Source organism: Bacillus sp. FSL H7-0578 (genome assembly GCF_038630855.1).
Taxonomy (GTDB): Bacteria; Bacillota; Bacilli; order Bacillales; family Bacillaceae; genus Bacillus; species Bacillus safensis.
In genome coordinates, this window is the sequence record NZ_CP152045.1 from 1,467,982 (window position 1) to 1,487,121 (window position 19,140).

18 protein-coding genes and 1 riboswitch are annotated in these 19,140 nt (G+C 44.3%); of the genes, 17 read left to right on the top strand and 1 reads right to left on the bottom strand.

The genetic code is table 11. The features are described from left to right. Positions 1-131 precede the first annotated feature (131 nt). The 17 genes from MHB41_RS07490 (at position 132) to MHB41_RS07570 (ending at position 17,343) form a co-directional block, all read left to right on the top strand. Complete coding sequence (locus MHB41_RS07490; RefSeq protein ID WP_025092549.1) at positions 132-1,460, top strand: solute carrier family 23 protein; 1,329 nt, start codon at positions 132-134, stop codon at positions 1,458-1,460. Between the two features lie 130 nt (positions 1,461-1,590). After that, positions 1,591-2,514 (top strand): aspartate carbamoyltransferase catalytic subunit, encoded by a 924-nt coding sequence (locus tag MHB41_RS07495; RefSeq protein WP_144496627.1) that lies wholly within the window; start codon positions 1,591-1,593, stop codon positions 2,512-2,514. Continuing rightward, a complete protein-coding gene (locus MHB41_RS07500; RefSeq protein WP_024424231.1) occupies positions 2,498-3,784 on the top strand; it encodes a dihydroorotase in 1,287 nt (428 codons plus the stop codon). Before MHB41_RS07495 ends, MHB41_RS07500 begins: the two co-directional genes overlap by 17 nt. After that, positions 3,781-4,875 carry a carbamoyl phosphate synthase small subunit gene (locus MHB41_RS07505; RefSeq protein ID WP_340898749.1) on the top strand — a complete coding sequence of 365 codons (1,095 nt, stop codon included), beginning with the start codon at positions 3,781-3,783 and terminating at the stop codon, positions 4,873-4,875. The genes MHB41_RS07500 and MHB41_RS07505 overlap by 4 nt, the downstream gene beginning before the upstream one ends. Beyond that, positions 4,860-8,075, top strand: a complete 3,216-nt coding sequence (gene carB, locus MHB41_RS07510) for a carbamoyl-phosphate synthase (glutamine-hydrolyzing) large subunit (RefSeq protein ID WP_340898747.1) — start codon at positions 4,860-4,862, stop codon at positions 8,073-8,075. The genes MHB41_RS07505 and carB overlap by 16 nt, the downstream gene beginning before the upstream one ends. Beyond that, positions 8,072-8,848: a dihydroorotate dehydrogenase electron transfer subunit gene (locus MHB41_RS07515; protein WP_328699070.1), complete on the top strand. Its 777-nt coding sequence runs from the start codon at positions 8,072-8,074 to the stop codon at positions 8,846-8,848. Before carB ends, MHB41_RS07515 begins: the two co-directional genes overlap by 4 nt. Next, complete coding sequence (locus tag MHB41_RS07520; protein ID WP_163115164.1) at positions 8,842-9,774, top strand: dihydroorotate dehydrogenase; 933 nt, start codon at positions 8,842-8,844, stop codon at positions 9,772-9,774. Before MHB41_RS07515 ends, MHB41_RS07520 begins: the two co-directional genes overlap by 7 nt. After that, positions 9,746-10,450, top strand: coding sequence for an orotidine-5'-phosphate decarboxylase (pyrF, locus tag MHB41_RS07525; protein ID WP_340898738.1), 705 nt, complete (start codon positions 9,746-9,748; stop codon positions 10,448-10,450). The genes MHB41_RS07520 and pyrF overlap by 29 nt, the downstream gene beginning before the upstream one ends. A gap of 7 nt (positions 10,451-10,457) precedes the next feature. Next, positions 10,458-11,096 (top strand): orotate phosphoribosyltransferase, encoded by a 639-nt coding sequence (pyrE, locus tag MHB41_RS07530; RefSeq protein WP_024424225.1) that lies wholly within the window; start codon positions 10,458-10,460, stop codon positions 11,094-11,096. A gap of 167 nt (positions 11,097-11,263) precedes the next feature. Further along, a riboswitch (SAM riboswitch) is annotated at positions 11,264-11,366 on the top strand. A 74-nt stretch (positions 11,367-11,440) separates the two neighbouring features. Next, entirely contained in the window at positions 11,441-11,587 is a 147-nt protein-coding gene (locus tag MHB41_RS07535) for a YezD family protein (protein ID WP_073205135.1), read from the top strand. Positions 11,588-11,632: 45 nt separating this feature from the next. Then, positions 11,633-12,334, top strand: a complete 702-nt coding sequence (locus MHB41_RS07540) for a phosphoadenylyl-sulfate reductase (protein ID WP_024424224.1) — start codon at positions 11,633-11,635, stop codon at positions 12,332-12,334. 13 nt (positions 12,335-12,347) lie between these two features. After that, positions 12,348-13,412, top strand: a complete 1,065-nt coding sequence (locus MHB41_RS07545) for an inorganic phosphate transporter (protein WP_025092551.1) — start codon at positions 12,348-12,350, stop codon at positions 13,410-13,412. Positions 13,413-13,469: 57 nt separating this feature from the next. Further along, positions 13,470-14,606 (top strand): sulfate adenylyltransferase, encoded by a 1,137-nt coding sequence (gene sat, locus MHB41_RS07550; protein WP_125586826.1) that lies wholly within the window; start codon positions 13,470-13,472, stop codon positions 14,604-14,606. 14 nt (positions 14,607-14,620) lie between these two features. Continuing rightward, a complete protein-coding gene (gene cysC / locus MHB41_RS07555) occupies positions 14,621-15,214 on the top strand; it encodes an adenylyl-sulfate kinase (RefSeq protein WP_024424221.1) in 594 nt (197 codons plus the stop codon). Positions 15,215-15,243: 29 nt separating this feature from the next. Beyond that, entirely contained in the window at positions 15,244-15,999 is a 756-nt protein-coding gene (gene cobA, locus MHB41_RS07560) for a uroporphyrinogen-III C-methyltransferase (RefSeq protein ID WP_041108928.1), read from the top strand. Between the two features lie 74 nt (positions 16,000-16,073). Beyond that, positions 16,074-16,859 (top strand): sirohydrochlorin chelatase, encoded by a 786-nt coding sequence (locus MHB41_RS07565; RefSeq protein WP_056766396.1) that lies wholly within the window; start codon positions 16,074-16,076, stop codon positions 16,857-16,859. Beyond that, positions 16,840-17,343: a bifunctional precorrin-2 dehydrogenase/sirohydrochlorin ferrochelatase gene (locus MHB41_RS07570; protein WP_268423187.1), complete on the top strand. Its 504-nt coding sequence runs from the start codon at positions 16,840-16,842 to the stop codon at positions 17,341-17,343. Before MHB41_RS07565 ends, MHB41_RS07570 begins: the two co-directional genes overlap by 20 nt. Positions 17,344-17,377: 34 nt before the next feature. On the opposite strand, the gene MHB41_RS07575 is transcribed toward MHB41_RS07570, so the two are convergent. Beyond that, complete coding sequence (locus MHB41_RS07575) at positions 17,378-19,087, bottom strand: NFACT RNA binding domain-containing protein (RefSeq protein ID WP_024426952.1); 1,710 nt, start codon at positions 19,085-19,087, stop codon at positions 17,378-17,380. Between the last annotated feature and the right edge of the window lie 53 nt (positions 19,088-19,140).

Consider the following 19,140-nt stretch of genomic DNA (forward strand, 5'->3'; position numbering starts at 1 on the left):
TTTGCAAAGAGGGCAATAACAGAGACACCGAGCACACGGCTAACATGACGTGTCCGGTTTATCTAGGCCTCTTTGCGCATACTCGCAAAGAGGCTTTTTTAATGAAAAAGGACACATCTAGGAGGAAAATCATGAGTCAGCAAAAAGCCAATTTAGGCATTCGAGATATCCCAAAACCATTCACATGGCTGTCACTTAGCCTGCAGCATTTGTTTGCGATGTTTGGTGCGACCATTCTTGTACCAAAAATCATTGATATGAGTCCAGCCGTCGCGCTCATCTCAAGCGGTGTGGGAACGATTGTTTACTTAATTATCACAAGAGGACAAATTCCGGCGTATCTTGGATCTTCCTTTGCCTTCATCGCCCCCATACTGAATGTTAAAGCAACGGGCGGCCCTGGAGCCGCAATGGTTGGCGCCTTCATGGCGGGTGTCGCTTATGCACTCATCGCCCTATTCATTAAATGGCTCGGCACAGGCTGGCTGATGAAGCTTCTGCCGCCGGTTGTCGTAGGTCCAGTCATTATGGTCATCGGACTCGGACTCGCTGGAACAGCAGTCAACATGGCGATGTATGTTGATCCGAATGCAACCGAGCTTGTTTACAGCCTCAAGCACTTAATGGTTGCTGGCTTCACACTGGCTGTGACCATTATCAGTATGATTTTCCTAAGAGGATTCCTTAGCTTAATCCCAGTATTAATCGGCATCATCAGCGGCTATCTCTTTGCCTTAACTCAAGGCATTGTGAACTTCCAGCCGGTCATTGACGCAAAATGGTTTGCTGTACCAGACTTCGTCGTGCCATTTGTCGACTATACACCTGCTGTGACATTAAGCATTCTCACAGTGATGGTGCCGGTTGCATTTGTCACAATGTCTGAGCATATCGGCCACCAAGTGGTGTTAAGTAAGGTCGTAGGACAAGATTTTATTAAAAAACCAGGTCTTCACCGCTCCATTTTAGGAGACAGTGCGGCAACGATCTTCGCTTCACTTATTGGCGGACCGCCAACAACAACTTATGGAGAGAACATTGGCGTACTAGCCATCACAAGAGTGTTCAGTATCTTCGTCATCGGCGGAGCAGCGGTGTTTGCGATCTGCTTCGGTTTTGTAGGAAAAATATCAGCATTAATCAGTACAGTGCCGTCCGCGGTGATGGGAGGCGTTTCGTTTCTGCTCTTTGGAATCATTGCTTCAAGCGGTCTGAGAATTCTGATTGATCATAAGGTGAATTTTGAAGAAAAGCGTAATCTCATTATCGCATCAGTCATCCTAGTCATTGGAATTGGCGGGGCATTCATTGAGGTGAAACAAATCAATCTTACCCTATCTGGAATGGCACTTGCTGCGATTACGGGTGTCCTGTTAAATCTGATCCTGCCGCATCAAAAAGCAGAAGATGACAACTCAAATGAATCAAATACAGAAAACCTTTTAAAAGAAGTCCAGTGAGGCTGACAAGGGTTCTAAATGGAGCAGAATGCACGAAAGTGCCGCTGCTTCTTTTGGAGAACCCTAAGCTGCCGAGGCTTAGGGTTTTTTTGAACCTGAAAGTGATGAAAAACTAGAGGGGGAAGAAAAAATGAATGATTTATCGACAATGAGCAGCTTATCAAAAGAAGAGATATTACAGCTGATTGAAGAAGCAGCTGCACTCAAAAAGGGGAAACAAGAACATGGATTAGCCGGAGAATTTGTGGCAAACCTCTTCTTTGAACCAAGCACAAGAACACGTTTTAGCTTCGAAGTAGCCGAGAAGAAACTTGGGATGAATGTCCTGAGCTTAGATGCGGCTAGCACCTCCGTTCAAAAGGGCGAAACACTTTACGATACGGTAAAAACTCTCGAATCGATCGGAGTAAAGGCATGTGTGATCAGAGACAGCACCGATGAATATTATAACGAGCTGATTGGGAAGGTTGGAATTCCCATCATCAATGCAGGAGATGGCTGCGGACAGCATCCAACCCAATCACTGCTTGACCTCATGACCATCTTTGAAGAGTTTAGCGGCTTTGAAGGCTTAACGATTTCGATTCATGGAGACATCAAACATAGCAGGGTGGCAAGATCAAATGCTGAGGTTCTCTCAAGGCTGGGAGCGACAGTCCTCTTTTCAGGACCTGCTTCCTTCCAGGATGAACAAAACCCTCACGGAACGTATGTCCAAGTAGATGAAGCCATCGCACAATCTGATGTGGTGATGCTGCTTAGAATCCAGCATGAACGGCACGCTGAAAAAATGGGCAGCGAAGATTACTTATCAACTTATGGATTAACAGTAGACAGAGCAAACAAAATGAAAGAACGCGCGATTATTATGCATCCAGCACCAGTAAACAGAGGTGTTGAAATAGATGATTCATTAGTAGAGTCCAAGCAGTCAAGGATTTTCAAACAAATGGAAAATGGTGTTTATATCCGAATGGCCGTATTAAAAAGAGCTTTTCAAAATAGCACACTACATCAAAAAGGGAGAGATTCTGTCTATGTCATATCTCATTAAAAACGGTTTTATCTTAACAAGCACAGGTGAAAGAGTGCAGCAGGATATTAGGGTAAAAGGAAAAGTGATTCAAGCGATTGGTCACCTAGAAAGAGAAGACGGAGAAGAGGTTATTGATGCAGCAGGGCTATTTGTGTCACCAGGCTTGATCGATCTGCATGTGCATTTAAGAGAGCCGGGCGGAGAGAAAAAGGAAACGATTGAAACAGGCTCTAAAGCAGCCGCAAGAGGCGGATATACGACGATTGCAGCGATGCCGAATACAAGGCCGGTTCCAGATACAAAAGAGCAAATGGAATGGCTGATGAATCGAATCGAAGAGACCTCATCTGTGAGAGTGCTGCCATACGCCTCCATCACAACGAGACAAATTGGGGAAGAGATGACGGATTTTGCAGCACTAAAAGAAGCAGGCGCCTTTGCTTTTACAGATGACGGTGTCGGCATCCAAACAGCAGGCATGATGTACGAAGCGATGAAACAGGCAGCAAGTCTTGATCAAGCGATTGTGGCGCACTGTGAAGATAACTCGCTCATTTACGGCGGGTGCGTTCATGAAGGAGAATTTTCAAAAGCAAATGGGTTAAACGGAATACCGTCCATTTGTGAATCGGTGCATATTGCAAGAGATGTTCTTTTAGCAGAAGCAGCGAACTGTCATTATCATGTATGTCATATCAGTACGAAAGAATCTGTGCGGGTCGTACGCGATGCAAAAAAAGCAGGCATCCGTGTGACAGCTGAGGTGTCACCGCATCACCTGCTGTTGTGTGATACGGACATTCCAGGTCTTGATACAAATTATAAAATGAACCCGCCGCTCAGAGGAAAAGAGGATCGCGAGGCATTGATCGAGGGACTGTTAGATGGAACGATTGATTTCATCGCAACAGACCATGCGCCGCATACAGAAGAAGAAAAGAACGAAACCATGCAGCGTGCCCCGTTTGGAATTGTGGGACTTGAAACAGCGTTCCCGCTTCTGTATACACGATTTGTCAAAACAGGCGAATGGACATTAAAAGAACTCGTTGATTATATGACAATCAAACCAGCAGAAGCATTTTCCCTTCCATACGGAAAGCTTGAAGAAGGGCACATAGCTGATATCACACTTATTGATTTAAACAAAGAAATGGCAATCGATAAAACAAGCTTCTTATCTAAAGGGCAAAATACACCGTTTGACAAATTGACTGTATCAGGATGGCCGGTCATGACACTTGCATCTGGGAAAGTCGTTTATGAAGAGGGGAGACTAGTAAAATGAAGAGACGCTTAGTGCTAGAAAACGGAACAGTATTCGAAGGAACAGGCTTTGGCAGCTTAGAACCATCAGTCGGAGAAGTCGTCTTTAATACAGGGATGACGGGCTATCAAGAAATTTTATCTGATCCATCATACTGCGGACAAATTGTCACACTGACTTACCCGCTTATCGGCAACTATGGCATTAACCGTGACGATTTTGAATCGATCACACCGTTTGTGAAAGGGCTGATTGTGAAAGAGCTTTGTGAAAAGCCCTCAAACTGGCGCTCTTCATATTCACTCGATGAATATTTAAAAATGAAAAACATTCCGGGGCTGAGCGGAATCGATACACGGAAGCTGACGAGAATGATTCGAAGTGCAGGAACTTTAAGAGGGGCATTTGCAGGACCTGATGAACAAGTAGAAGACGTTGTCCGCCGCCTTCAAACATTGCAGCTGCCAACAGATCAAGTGAGTCAAGTATCTGTGAAAAATGCGTACCCAAGCCCAGGCAGAGGAAAAAGAATTGTCCTTGTCGATTTCGGCATGAAGCACGGCATTTTGCGCGAGCTCAATAAACGTGACTGCGACGTCATTGTGGTGCCGTACAACATCACTGCAGATGAAGTGCTGCAGCTAAAGCCTGATGGCATCATGCTTTCAAACGGACCTGGAGATCCTGTGGATGTACCGGAAGCCGTTGAGATGATTCAGCAATTGATTGGAAAGGTGCCGCTCTTTGGTATATGCCTCGGACATCAATTATTTGCTCTAGCATGCGGTGCAAGCACAGAAAAAATGAAATTTGGCCACAGAGGATCAAACCATCCGGTGAAAGAACTAGCAACTGGCAAGGTGACACTGACGTCTCAAAACCACGGCTACACGGTTAGCAGTATTAACGAAAACGTGCTCGAAGTCACACATATTGCCCTAAACGACAATACGATTGAAGGATTAAAACATAAAGAAGCACCAGCTTTCACTGTTCAGTACCACCCAGAAGCATCACCGGGTCCAGAAGATGCAAACTACTTATTTGACCAGTTCATGGAAATGATTCATACGACTGAGAAAGAAGGGGAAGAAGTATGCCAAAACGCGTAGACATCAAAAAGATTTTAGTAATCGGATCAGGTCCTATCATCATCGGTCAGGCAGCGGAGTTTGACTATGCAGGTACACAGGCTTGCTTAGCGCTAAAAGAAGAGGGCTATGAAGTCGTTCTTGTGAACTCTAACCCTGCGACCATCATGACAGATACAGAAATGGCTGATAAGGTATACATCGAACCACTGACACCAGAATTTTTAACACGAATCATTCGAAAAGAACGCCCTGATGCGATCTTGCCAACACTTGGCGGGCAAACTGGATTAAACCTTGCTGTTGAATTGTCAGAGCTTGGCGTATTAGCTGAATGCGGCGTTGAAGTACTCGGTACAAAGCTGTCAGCCATCCAAAAAGCAGAGGATAGAGATTTATTCCGTAATTTAATGAATGAACTAAATGAGCCTGTACCAGAAAGTGAAATCATTCATAACCTGGAAGAAGCAATGGCGTTTACAGATCAAATCGGTTTCCCTGTCATCGTCAGACCAGCCTATACATTAGGCGGAACAGGCGGCGGAATTTGTACAAACGAGCAAGAACTGAAGGAAATCGTTGAAAACGGTCTGAAGCTAAGCCCAGTCACACAATGCTTACTTGAAAAAAGCATTGCAGGCTTTAAAGAAATTGAATATGAAGTCATGCGAGACAGCGGTGACCATGCAATCGTTGTTTGTAACATGGAAAACTTTGACCCTGTCGGCATCCATACTGGTGACAGTATTGTTGTAGCCCCAAGCCAAACGTTAAGTGACCGTGAATATCAGCTGCTTCGAAATGTGTCGCTTAAGCTGATCCGTGCACTTGGCATTGAAGGCGGCTGTAACGTTCAGCTGGCACTTGATCCAAACAGCTTTCAATACTATATCATCGAGGTAAACCCGCGTGTGAGCCGTTCATCTGCGCTTGCGTCAAAAGCGACAGGCTATCCAATTGCCAAATTGGCAGCGAAAATTGCTGTCGGCTTAACGCTTGATGAAATGATGAACCCAGTCACAGGTAAAACCTATGCAGCCTTCGAGCCGGCACTTGACTATATCGTTTCAAAAATACCGCGCTGGCCGTTCGATAAATTTGAATCTGCGAACAGACGTCTTGGTACGCAAATGAAGGCAACTGGTGAAGTCATGGCAATCGGCCGCACATTAGAAGAGTCTCTTCTAAAGGCTGTACGTTCACTTGAAGCCGATGTGCATCACATTGAATTAAAAGATGAAGCAGACATCACAAATGAAGTGCTTGAAAAACGGATTATCAAAGCGGGAGACGAACGATTATTTTATATCGCTGAGGCGCTTAGAAGAGGCTATACAGTCGAACAAATACATGAATTCTCAAAAATTGATTTCTTCTTCCTTCATAAGCTGGAAGGCATCATTGCCTTTGAGAAGACATTAAAAGAAAACAAAGGCAATACAGACGTATTAAAAGAAGCAAAAGAAAAAGGCTTCTCAGATATCTACATTAGCCGCGAGTGGGAGATGAACGAAGCGGATGTCTACAAGCTAAGACAAGAAGCAGGCATTGTACCTGTATACAAAATGGTAGATACATGTGCGGCAGAATTTGAATCAGAGACACCATATTTCTACAGCACGTATGAAGATGAAAATGAATCAGAACGTACAGACAAGAAAAGCGTTATCGTATTAGGTTCAGGTCCTATCCGAATTGGACAAGGGGTTGAATTTGATTATGCGACTGTTCACTCTGTGTGGGCAATTAAACAAGCAGGCTATGAAGCGATCATTATTAACAACAATCCTGAAACGGTCTCAACAGACTTTAGTATTTCAGATAAGCTTTACTTTGAACCACTCACTGTAGAAGATGTCATGCACATCATCGACCTTGAACAGCCTGAAGGAGTCGTCGTTCAGTTCGGCGGACAAACGGCGATCAACCTAGCAGATGAATTATCAAATAGAGGGGTTAAAATTCTTGGAACTTCTCTAGAAGACCTAGACCGCGCAGAAAACCGGGACAAGTTTGAACAAACGTTAGAAACACTCGGCGTGCCCCAGCCGAAAGGGAAAACAGCAACGTCTGTGCCTGAAGCTGTAGCGATTGCCAATCAAATCGGCTACCCAGTCCTTGTCCGTCCTTCCTATGTATTAGGCGGCCGCGCGATGGAAATTGTGTATCAAGAAGCTGAGCTTCTTCACTACATGGAGAATGCGGTGAAGGTTAACCCGCAGCATCCAGTGTTAATTGATAAGTATTTGACAGGAAAAGAAATTGAAGTAGATGCCGTGTCTGATGGAGAAACTGTCGTAATCCCAGGCATTATGGAACACATTGAAAGAGCCGGAGTTCACTCTGGTGACTCAATTGCGGTCTATCCGCCGCAAACATTGTCTGAGGACATCAAAGCAAAGATCGCAGAATACACGATCAAGCTTGCAAAAGGACTCAACATTATTGGGCTTTTGAACATACAATTTGTCCTATCAAAAGGTGAAGTGTATGTCCTTGAAGTGAACCCGCGATCAAGCCGGACGGTTCCTTTCTTAAGTAAAATTACGGGCATTCCGATGGCAAACCTTGCGACAAAAGTCATCTTAGGAGACAAGCTCAAAAATTATGGCTACGAAGAAGGCCTTCACACAGAGCAAGAAGGGGTGTACGTCAAAGTTCCAGTCTTCTCTTTTGCAAAATTAAGAAGAGTGGATATTACACTTGGGCCTGAAATGAAATCAACAGGTGAAGTCATGGGGAAAGATGTCACGATCGAAAAAGCCCTTTATAAAGGATTGATTGCATCAGGCATCCAAATCCCTAATGACGGAACAGTTCTTCTGACAGTGGCTGATAAGGATAAAGAAGAAGGACTTGAGATCGCAAGAAGATTCCATTCGATCGGCTATCATATTTTAGCAACAGAAGGAACGGCGAATTATTTAAAACAAGCCTCCATTCCATCAAGTGTGGTCGGCAAAATTGGAGAAGAAGGCAAAAATCTCCTTGATGTTATTCGAAACGGGGAAGCCCAATTCGTGATCAACACATTAACAAAAGGAAAACAGCCGGCAAGAGACGGCTTTAGAATTAGACGTGAATCTGTTGAAAACGGAGTGGCTTGCTTAACGTCACTAGATACAGCAGAAGCCATTTTAAGAGTGCTTGAGAGCATGACATTTAGAGCGGATGAAATGCCAGAAGTGAAAACGAATGCTGAGGTGACAGTAACGATATGAAAAAAGCATACTTGACGGTCGTCTCGAACCGAGAGATCGCTGATCATATTTACGAAATGACATTAAAAGGTGACCTTGTGGACTCCTTTCAAACGGCTGGACAATTTCTTCATCTAAAGGTCAGTGAATCCATGACACCGCTGCTGAGAAGACCGATCAGTATTGCCAACATTCATGCCGAGCAAAAAGAAGCAACCATCATTTACCGCGCAGAGGGAGAGGGCACAAAGCTCCTCTCCCAAAAGCGGGAGGGAGAATCAGTCGATGTATTAGGGCCGCTTGGAAACGGGTATGATCCTTCCGTCGTCAAGCGCGGAGAGACGGCATTACTAGTCGGCGGCGGAATTGGCGTACCACCTCTATATGAGCTGTCCAAGCGTTTAACGAAAAAAGGCGTTATCGTGAAGCATGTCCTCGGCTTTCAATCGAAAAAGGATGTATTTTACGAGGAAAAATTTCAAGCACTCGGCGATACGTTTATTGCAACGGTTGATGGCACATACGCTGCTAAAGGCTTTGTAACAGATGTGATAAAAGAGCAAAACCTGAGCTTTGATGTGCTGCTTTCCTGCGGTCCAACACCTATGCTAAAAGCGCTGAAAGACACGTATCCTGATAAGCCTGTCTACATTTCGATGGAAGAACGAATGGGCTGCGGGATTGGTGCCTGCTTTGCATGTGTCTGTCATACCGATCAGCTCGACAAACCTTACGTCAAAGTGTGTCTTGATGGACCTGTTTTTAAAGCAGAGGAGGTGGCATTGTCATGCTAAACGTTGAGTTACCGGGATTATCTTTAAAGAATCCAATTATCCCTGCATCAGGCTGCTTTGGATTCGGGAGAGAATTTGCATCCTTATATGACCTGTCATTGTTGGGAGGTATCATGATCAAAGCCACAACCCTTGAACCGAGATTTGGCAATCCGACTCCAAGGGTAGCCGAGACAGGGGCCGGTATGCTCAATGCAATCGGCCTTCAAAACCCAGGTCTAAAAGGCGTGCTTGAAAATGAATTGCCTTGGCTCGAGCAGTTTGATACGCCTATCATTGCGAATGTTGCTGGCTCACAGGTTGAAGATTATGTTGAAGTAGCCAAGCAAATCAGCCAAGCAAAAAATGTTCATGCCCTTGAACTGAATATTTCTTGCCCAAATGTTAAAACCGGCGGAATCGCCTTTGGTACAGATCCAAATATGGCAGCATCATTGACAAAAGCAGTCAAGAAAGTCTCTTCCGTACCTGTCTATGTCAAGCTGTCACCTAACGTAGCCAATATTGTAGAAATTGCTCAAGCGATTGAAGCTGCTGGAGCGGATGGACTCACCATGATTAACACATTAATTGGGATGCGTTTAGATTTAAAAACGGGGAAACCCATCCTTGCCAATAAAACAGGCGGATTATCAGGACCAGCTGTCAAACCTGTCGCTGTACGTATGGTGCATGAGGTGAGCCAAGCGATTTCTATTCCAATTATCGGGATGGGCGGAGTGCAAAGTGCTGAAGATGTACTTGAATTTTTACTAGCAGGTGCAAGTGCAGTCGCTGTCGGTACAGCGAATTTTGTGAATCCATTTATTTGCCCGGAAATCATTGAAGAGCTGCCAAATGTGTTAGCAGCATATGGTTATTCATCTGTAGAGGAATGTATCGGAAGGAGCTGGAAACATGAAGCACTTGCCCATCATCGCGCTTGATTTTCCATCAGGGCAGGACGCTCTTGCCTTTTTAGATCCCTTTGAAGGGACACCATTATTTGTGAAGGTCGGCATGGAGCTGTTTTACCAAGAAGGACCTGCCATCCTTGAAGCGCTGAAAGAAAAAAATTGCCGCATTTTTCTCGATCTAAAATTACATGACATTCCAACAACGGTGCAAAAAGCGATGAACCGGCTTGCCGCACTTGGCGTTGACTTGGTCAATGTGCATGCTGCTGGCGGGAAACGAATGATGCAGGCTGCATTAGAGGGACTTGAAAGCGGGACTCCTGCTGGACAAAGCCGTCCGGGCATTATTGCAGTGACCCAGCTGACTAGTACGTCAGAAGACATGATGAGAAAAGAATTACTCATTGACCGTCCGCTGCAAGAGACTGTGATCCGGTACGGACAATTAGCATATGAAAGTGGGCTGGACGGGGTTGTTTGCTCTGTTCATGAATCTAAAGCACTTCATGAACATATCTCACCCTCTTTTCTCACTGTAACGCCAGGGATTCGCTTACCGAATGATCAAACCGATGACCAAAAGCGTGTGGCGACACCTGCCTATGCAAAAGAGCAAGGTGTTTCACAAATTGTTGTCGGAAGATCAATCACAAAAGCTGATAAACCATTAGAAGCCTATCATCAAATTTTGAAAGAGTGGGAGTGACTGCCAGATGAAATCAAAAATCGCGAAACATCTATTACAAATCAAAGCGGTCTCATTAAAACCAGACGAACCGTTTACATGGGCGAGCGGTATAAAATCACCGATCTATTGTGATAACCGCCTCACATTATCATATCCAGAAGTCAGACACGACATTGCGGAAGGTCTAAAAGATTTGATTCTCACTCATTTCAAGGGAGCAGAGGTTGTCGCGGGTACTGCAACAGCAGGCATTCCGCATGCGGCATTAGCAGCAGACCGCTTGAACATCCCGATGTGTTATGTCAGAAGTAAGCCGAAAGCACACGGCAAAGGAAATCAAATTGAAGGGGCCGTATCGAAAGGCCAAAAGGTTGTCGTCGTCGAAGACCTTATCTCCACAGGAGGCAGTGTGCTGGAAGTGGTTGCTGCTCTTCAAGCTGAGGGCTGCGAGGTACTAGGAGTTGCCGCAATCTTCACATACGGACTGCCAAAAGCAGCGGCCGCTTTTCAAGAAAAAAATATTCCATATGTCACCCTGACAGACTATGACACATTGACAGATGTGGCACTTGAACTGAAAGCGATTGAGCCGTCTGCGATGAACAAACTAAAACGCTGGAGACAAGACCCTTCCTCTGAATCTTGGATGGAAGAAACGGTCTGAAAAGTCAAAGTCCATCGTTAACAATTTTAAAGCTGTGCCTGCCCGCACGGCTTTTTTATTTGGGTAAAAATAGTAAAATAGACTCAAATTTTAATAAAAACTAATCCTATCAATAAAGTCGGGTTGACTTTTGTTTGAATTGTGTTAATATTTAAGACAAATTGAAACTCTTATCCAGAGAGGTGGAGGGACTGGCCCGATGAAACCCGGCAACCTGCGATTCGCAAGGTGCTACTTCCTGCAAAATGATTCTATTTTGAAAGATAAGGAAATTGCGAGCTTCCTCATCTTTCTTTCGGACTGAAAGAAAGTTTTTTTATTTTAACGGTGAGGAGGAAGAGGAGATGGAAGTGAAACAAAATCAGGATGAGGACTTAGTAAAGCATATGCAAGAACTGATTGGGGATATGAAATTCGGTTCAATTACGTTAATTGTTCAGGACGGTCAAGTGATTCAAGTGGAAAAAAACGAAAAAATTAGATTAAAGTAGTGCGGAAAATAGCAATATGAGCGGTACTCCGGAAGGGGAGAAATCATGTTAACTTATGAAAATTGGCAAGAGCCGTCCATTACATTTCAAGAGGATGATTTGTATAAAGGAGCCCTGTCTGTACTGAAATGGGCGTACGGTCATTATGGTGACCAGCTCGTATATGCGTGCAGCTTTGGGATTGAGGGCATCGTTCTAATTGATCTGATTGCAAAAGTAAAAAAAGATGCGAGAATTGTCTTTTTAGATACAGGTCTGCATTTTAAAGAAACTTACGACACAATTGATGCGGTAAAGGAAAGATATCCGGGCTTAGATATTGTACTGAAAACGCCTGAGCTGACGGTTGAACAGCAAAATGAGCAGCACGGTGATCAATTATGGAAAACAGATCCTCAAAGCTGCTGTCATATGCGTAAGGTCATTCCTTTGCAAGAAGCGCTATCTGGTTATCCAGCATGGCTTTCTGGTTTAAGAAGAGAGCAGTCACCAAAACGAGCAGGGACGAATTTCTTAAATAAGGATGAAAAATTCAAATCAGTGAAAGTATGTCCGCTCATCCATTGGACGTGGAAGGACATATGGAGATATGCATCTAGAGAGGAACTTACTTATAATCCGCTGCATGACCAAGGATATCCAAGTATCGGCTGTGCACCGTGTACACAGCCAGCATTTACTGCAGATGATCTGCGTTCTGGCAGATGGTCAGGCACAGCAAAGACAGAGTGCGGATTACATGAGTAAGGGAGCATAATGTATGGAAATCGCCGCAATTTTATTTAGTCTATTCTTTGCTTTAAACATAGGCGCAAGCGGAGCAGCTGCTTCTATGGGCATTGCGTATGGATCAGGTGCCATTCAAAAGCCCATTTATGCGCTCAGTTTTTGTGCAGTTGGGATTTTAGCAGGTTCAGTGATTGGCGGCGGTGAGGTCGTCAAAACGATCAGCTCTGGTATTATGCCAGAATCAGTCATTACACTTGAAATCGTTTGTATTATCATTGGTTCTGCTGCACTATCACTTTTCATAGCAAATCTGATGGCGATTCCTTTATCAACAAGTGAGGTCACAGTAGGGGCTGTAGTTGGTGTGGCAGTCGCATATAAAGTTTTGTTTGTGAAATCCATTTTAGTGATTGTGGCATTTTGGGTCATCATCCCGCTTTTCGCCTTTCTTTTTACCTTTGCTGTCGTCAAAATCATCAGAATGTTCCCTAAACGGAAGCTGTCTAAAAAAGGCACAGCTATTTTATCTATCGTATTAATTCTCAGCGGATTTTTAGAGGCATTTTCAGCCGGTATGAACAATGTGGCAAATGCCGTCGGCCCGCTCGTCGCTTCAGGCGTTTTGTCAGTTGGGCAGGGAACACTTTACGGCGGAATCTTTGTCGCAGCAGGGGCCCTCTTGCTAGGTAGAAGAGTACTGGAAACAAACGGAAAGAAAATTACCCGCTATCAAACAGGCGAAGGGATTTTACTTTCGAGTACCGGTGCCGGGCTTGTCATCGTCAGCTCTATTTTTGGGCTGCCCGTTCCACTTACGCAAATCACCTCCTCGTCTATTATCGGGCTTGGAATGGCAAAAGGCGGGCCTAACATTTTTCACAAACATGTGGTGAAAAAAATGCTGAAAGTATGGGTGGTCTCACCTTTCTTATCACTCAGCCTATCGTATTTGCTTGTGAGCCTTTTCTTAAAAGGAGACTATTACTCTATCTTTATCATGATGAGTGTACTGCTTGCCTCACTTGGTGCGCTGAGTCTGATGAAAGCAGTCAAAAATGAAAGCAGCTCTATTCATGAACAGGGCGGCGGGATTTAACCATAAATCCGACTATTAACATCTAATAAATATGAACATTGAGAGGAAGATGAACAAATGAGTTTAACACCACATGGTGGCGTATTAATTAATCGAGTAAATGAAGAATATGATCTCAGCACGGCTGCGAAGGAAATTGAACTAGATGCGATTTCCTTTGCAGACCTTGAACTCATTGCAATTGGCGGATATAGTCCAATTGAAGGGTTTTTAACAAAAGCTGATTATGAAGCAGTTGTAAGCAGTATGCGGCTAGCAAGTGGTGTCGTTTGGTCTCTTCCTATTACACTGCCAGTGACAAAAGAAAAGGCTGCGGAAATCCATCAAGGCGATATCGTGCGCTTATCCTACAATGGAACTGTATATGGGGTCATTGAAGTAGAGGATCAATACACACCAGATAAGGAAAAAGAAGCGGTGAATGTCTATAAAACAGATGACCGCAATCATCCAGGCGTGAAAAAATTATTTGAACGCGGCGATACTTACATTGGCGGGAAAATTACACTGACGAAACGCAGTGAAAAACCATTCCCTCAATTTACGTATGAGCCAGAAGAAACAAGACGTCATTTTCAAGAAAACGGCTGGAAAACCATTGTTGGTTTCCAAACGAGAAACCCGGTTCACCGTGCTCATGAATATATTCAAAAAACAGCACTGGAAACAGTCGATGGTTTATTTTTAAATCCTCTTGTCGGTGAAACAAAATCTGACGACATCCCGGCAGATGTAAGAATGAAAAGCTATCAAGTGTTATTGGACGGTTATTATCCAAAAGACCGCGTCTTTTTAGGTGTTTTTCCTGCTGCAATGCGTTATGCTGGACCAAAGGAAGCCATTTTTCATGCGCTAGTACGGAAAAATTATGGCTGCACCCATTTTATTGTCGGAAGAGATCATGCAGGTGTTGGTGACTATTACGGCACATACGAGGCGCAGGAACTATTTGATCAATTTACAAGCGAAGAAATCGGCATTACTCCATTAAAATTTGAACACAGCTTCTACTGTAATACATGTGAAGCGATGGCCACTCCAAAAACGTGTCCTCACGACAAAAGCGAGCATGTCATTCTTTCAGGTACAAAGGTTCGAACAATGCTGAGAAACGGTGAATTACCACCAAGCACGTTCAGCCGAAAAGAAGTCATTGAAACATTAATCGAAGGATTAAAAACGACGGTATCTTAACGGGAGGGTATGACATGAGCAACGAACATATCGTGTGGCATGATTCATCTATTACAAAAAAAGAATATCAACAAAAAAACAATCATACGAGCGGCATTATCTGGCTTACAGGTCTAAGCGGGTCAGGTAAATCAACGATCGCGAATGCAGCTGCAAGAGAGCTGTTTGAACAAGGCTACCAAGTCACAGTTCTTGACGGCGATAACGTGCGGCACGGACTCAATAAAGATCTAGGGTTTTCAGATGATGACAGAAAAGAAAACATCCGCCGGATCGGAGAAGTGGCGAAATTATTTGTGGAGCAAGGAACGATTGTCATCACTGCTTTTATTTCTCCATTTCAGGAAGACCGCCACACTGTCAGACAGTTGGTCGAAGAGGGAGAATTTCACGAAGTGTTTGTCAAATGTGATCTGAACGTGTGTGAAGAGCGTGATCCAAAAGGGTTATATAAAAAGGCGAGAAACGGTGAAATTCCATTTTTCACTGGAATCGATTCACCGTATGAAGAGCCTGCTGCGCCTGAGCTCGTATTAGATACAGGGGAATTATCCCGTGAGGAATCTAAACAGCGTCTTGTTGATTATGTAAAAGGAACAACGAAATAATCGCCTGATGGCAGGGGGAGAAAAGCAAGATGGGGAAAGTATACATTGTGGGTGCTGGACCCGGTGACCCAGATTTAATCACATTAAAGGCCCATAAGGCGATACAGCAGGCAGATGTCATCTTATATGATCGTCTTGTCAATCAAGAAATTCTCGCCCATGCCAAACCGGAGGCGGAATTGATTTATTGCGGCAAGCTGCCAAATCATCATACAATGAGGCAGGAAGCCATCAATGAAGCGCTTGTGGCTCATGCAAAGGAAGGGAACGTTGTCGTTCGGCTGAAAGGCGGCGACCCCTTTGTCTTTGGCCGCGGCGGTGAAGAAATCGAATGCTTAGCTGAGCACGGAATTCCGTATGAGGTCGTCCCAGGAATTACTTCTGGGATTGCAGCGGCTGCTTATGCGGGCATCCCTGTGACACATCGTGAATTCAGCTCAAATGTTGCTTTTGTCACGGGCCACTATCAAAAGGATGAACATTTTGAAGAAAAGTGGGAGGCGCTGGCTACAGGGATTGATACTCTTGTGATTTACATGGGTGTCAAAAACGTGGAAAGAGTGCAGCGCCTGCTTTTAAAAAATGGACGGGACCCAGAAACGCCCGCTGCATTTATACACTGGGGAACCACAACAAGGCAAAAGACAACTTGCTGCACGGTTGCGACACTGTCTGAAACTGTTGAAAAAGAAGGGATCGAGCATCCAAGTTTAATTGTTGTTGGAGATGTCGTTCATTTTCATCAAAAGCTGAACTGGTTTGAACCCGCATTAATCGAGAAATGAGAATGGTAGAGAAAAGACACGTGCATACATCGTGTCTTTTCGTCTGATGAAAACAAGTGAGAGGGAGGAGCCGCATGAAACAAGCTGTCCTTTATGTTGGGCATGGAAGCAGGGTGAAAGAAGCACAAGATAAGGCCATTTCTTTTATGAAAAGCTGTATGCCGTTAGTGAAAGCAGATATACAAGAAATTTGTTTTTTAGAGCTGACGGACCCTTCTATAGAAGAAGGATTTGAGGCCTGTGTGAAAAAAGGAGCGACACACATTGCAATCGTCCCGCTCCTCCTATTAACTGCCATGCATGCCAAATCGGATATCCCGGTCGAAATTGAGAAAGTGCGTGCGCGTTTCCCGCAAGTGAAGGTCACATATGGAAAGCCGATCGGGGTGAATCAAGAAGTAACAAAAGCGGTTGCCGCAAGAATTAAAGAAGCAGGATATCAAGGCGAGCGCGCGCGGATTCTTTTAATTGGCCGCGGGAGTTCTGATCCGGAGGTGAAGCGAGATGTGTTTGGCATTGCAGACGATGTCCGAAGCCTGCTTCCACATGCAGAGGTTCTTCCGTGTTTTATTACAGCATGTGAGCCAAATTATCGAGATGTTCTCGCGCAGTTATCAGAAGATGACGATGGGCCTGTTTATATCGTTCCTTACTTACTGTTTACGGGGATTTTAATGAAAGAAATTGAAAGTGAGGCCGCTCAGGCGAGAAAGCGGCTGAAAGATGTCCGGGTATGCCGGTATATTGGCTTTCATCCGCATGTCAAAGCGGCTTATATTGAACGCGTGCAAGAAACCATTTTAAACAAAGACGATGCGTTTCGTTTCCGAGGAGAAAGCCATGCTTCCAGTCCATCTTGATTTAACCAATAAACAAGTGGTCATCGCCGGCGGCGGATCTGTCGCATTAAGAAGAGCAAAGGCATTGTGTACGGAGTCTTGCCATATAACTGTTGTGAGTCCTGATCTTTCTGAAGAGATGGCGTGCCTCATTGATACATACGCATTGAATTGGAAGGAAAAGAAGGTGGGCGCTGAAGATTTGAAGGATGCGTTTTTCATTGTAGCTGCTACAAACGACCCTTCGGTAAATGAATGGATTGCACAAACAGCGCAGCCTCACCAGCTCGTGAATTGTGTGAGCCAATCTGAGCTCGGCAATGTGATGATGCCGAAGGTTGTCAAAGCAGGAAAAGTGACGATTTCAGTCTCTACAAGCGGTGCAAGCCCCGCCCGGACAAAACAGCTGGCTGCGGCAATTGAATCCTTGCTTGAACAAGAGGATATTGACGCACTTGATGCCCTTTACATCGAAAGAAAAAAACGACAAAGAAAAAGCCGATAAAATCCTTACAGGAGATTTTATCGGCTTTTTTTATTTATTTTCTCAGCTTGAGCACAAGATCTTCGTCAGGCGTGACAAATAATGTTTGCTGCTGATCATACGTAACAAAGCCAGGCTTTGCTCCGTTTGGTTTTTTCACATGCCGGATTTTTGTATAGTCGACAGGTACGGAGCTGGACTCTTTTGCCTTTGAAAAATAGGCGGCAATTTGAGCCGCTTCAAGCAGGGTTTGTTCATCAGGTGCTTGGTGGCGGATGACGACATGTGATCCAGGAATATCCTTTGTATGCAGCCAAATATCATCACGAGCAGCTGCCTTTGTAGTCAAATACTCGTTTTGTTTGTTGTTTTTTCCGACTAAAATTGGTATGCCTTGGGATGATTCATACGTTTCGAGCTGAATGGCCGCCGGTTTTTTCTTTTTGGCGAGACGCTTTTGTTTGGCGCGCAAATATTTTCCTTCAACAAGCTCTTCTCTCATTTCCTCTAAATCCTTCGGTGAAGCAGAGGACAGCTGCTGAATCAGCTCTTCAAAATAAGCAATCTCTTCATGTGTCCGCTTAATTTGTTCATTTACAGCTTCTACAGCATTTTTTGCCTTTTGATATTTTGTAAAATATGCCTGGGCATTTTCAGAAGGGGTTTTGTTTGTTTTGAGCGGAATCGTGATTTCTCCGCCGTCTTCATCGTAATAATTGATGACAGTCGCTTCTTTATCCCCTTTTTTAATCGCATATAAATTAGCTGTTAACAGCTCACCATAGAGCTGATATTTGTGTGCATCTTGAGATTCTTCAAGGGTTCTTTTTAGCTTTTTCAGCTTGTTTTCATTTTTCTTTTTTTCATTGACGACAAACCGTTCAAGGTCCGCTGCCTGCTGTTTGACTCTATCTCTCTCAGCTTTTCCAAAATAAAAGCGGTCAAGCAGCTGGCTGAGTGAGTCGAATGTCTTCATCTCGCCATGGACATGCTGAAGCTCTAATAAATAGAAATACTCTTTTCCGTCTTTTCTTGTGAGCTGCGGTGTAAAAGAATGCATGCGAATGAGCTGGAACATGTCGAGCAGTGTATTTGGAATCGTTTCTTGATTGGCAAGACCGGCCCGGTGTACAACTTCCTTTGCAAACAGCGGGGAAACCCCAGAGAAGGTATCGACAATTTGATTTGCGATCTTTCCTTCTTGAAAGCGTAAATGCTTCAAAATATCATCTTTTGTCACGTCAAAAGGATTCAATTTTTGCTGCGCAGGCGGCAGAAGGTATTCGTGACCAGGAAGCACCGTTCGATAGCTGTTCACAGATGGAGAAAGGTGTTTCAAACCATCAATGATCTGCTGCGTTCCATCCTCTACCAGAATGAAATTACTATGACGTCCCATGATTTCAATGTAAAGCTTACGCGTCTGCTCATCGCCAATTTCATTTCGGCTTCTCACATGAAGCACGATCACCCGGTCAAATCCAATCTGTTCAAAACGTTCAATGAAGCCGCCCTCAAGATGCTTTCTGAGGAGCATACAAAACATTGGCGGCTCGCTTGGATTGTCGTATTGATGCTCAGTGAGCTGCACTCTCGCATAGCTCGGATGAGCCGATAAAAGGAGCTTATGATTTTTTCCGTTTGCCCGAATATGAAAAATCAGCTCGTGCTTATATGGCTGATGGATTTTAGAAATCCTTCCGCCAGTTAATGTCTCTTGCAATTCATTTGTCATACCATATGTAAAAATGCCGTCAAATGACATGTTGGATACACCCTCTTCTTTCACACAAATCTACTGAAAGAACTTCCGTTTTC

Coding starts and splice junctions, on each gene's coding strand:
- MHB41_RS07490 (WP_025092549.1), top strand. CDS start 132: ATGAGTCAGCAAAAAGCCAATTTAGGCATTCGAGATATCCCAAAACCA.
- MHB41_RS07495 (WP_144496627.1), top strand. CDS start 1,591: ATGAATGATTTATCGACAATGAGCAGCTTATCAAAAGAAGAGATATTA.
- MHB41_RS07500 (WP_024424231.1), top strand. CDS start 2,498: ATGTCATATCTCATTAAAAACGGTTTTATCTTAACAAGCACAGGTGAA.
- MHB41_RS07505 (WP_340898749.1), top strand. CDS start 3,781: ATGAAGAGACGCTTAGTGCTAGAAAACGGAACAGTATTCGAAGGAACA.
- carB (WP_340898747.1), top strand. CDS start 4,860: ATGCCAAAACGCGTAGACATCAAAAAGATTTTAGTAATCGGATCAGGT.
- MHB41_RS07515 (WP_328699070.1), top strand. CDS start 8,072: ATGAAAAAAGCATACTTGACGGTCGTCTCGAACCGAGAGATCGCTGAT.
- MHB41_RS07520 (WP_163115164.1), top strand. CDS start 8,842: ATGCTAAACGTTGAGTTACCGGGATTATCTTTAAAGAATCCAATTATC.
- pyrF (WP_340898738.1), top strand. CDS start 9,746: ATGAAGCACTTGCCCATCATCGCGCTTGATTTTCCATCAGGGCAGGAC.
- pyrE (WP_024424225.1), top strand. CDS start 10,458: ATGAAATCAAAAATCGCGAAACATCTATTACAAATCAAAGCGGTCTCA.
- MHB41_RS07535 (WP_073205135.1), top strand. CDS start 11,441: ATGGAAGTGAAACAAAATCAGGATGAGGACTTAGTAAAGCATATGCAA.
- MHB41_RS07540 (WP_024424224.1), top strand. CDS start 11,633: ATGTTAACTTATGAAAATTGGCAAGAGCCGTCCATTACATTTCAAGAG.
- MHB41_RS07545 (WP_025092551.1), top strand. CDS start 12,348: ATGGAAATCGCCGCAATTTTATTTAGTCTATTCTTTGCTTTAAACATA.
- sat (WP_125586826.1), top strand. CDS start 13,470: ATGAGTTTAACACCACATGGTGGCGTATTAATTAATCGAGTAAATGAA.
- cysC (WP_024424221.1), top strand. CDS start 14,621: ATGAGCAACGAACATATCGTGTGGCATGATTCATCTATTACAAAAAAA.
- cobA (WP_041108928.1), top strand. CDS start 15,244: ATGGGGAAAGTATACATTGTGGGTGCTGGACCCGGTGACCCAGATTTA.
- MHB41_RS07565 (WP_056766396.1), top strand. CDS start 16,074: ATGAAACAAGCTGTCCTTTATGTTGGGCATGGAAGCAGGGTGAAAGAA.
- MHB41_RS07570 (WP_268423187.1), top strand. CDS start 16,840: ATGCTTCCAGTCCATCTTGATTTAACCAATAAACAAGTGGTCATCGCC.
- MHB41_RS07575 (WP_024426952.1), bottom strand. CDS start 19,087: ATGTCATTTGACGGCATTTTTACATATGGTATGACAAATGAATTGCAA.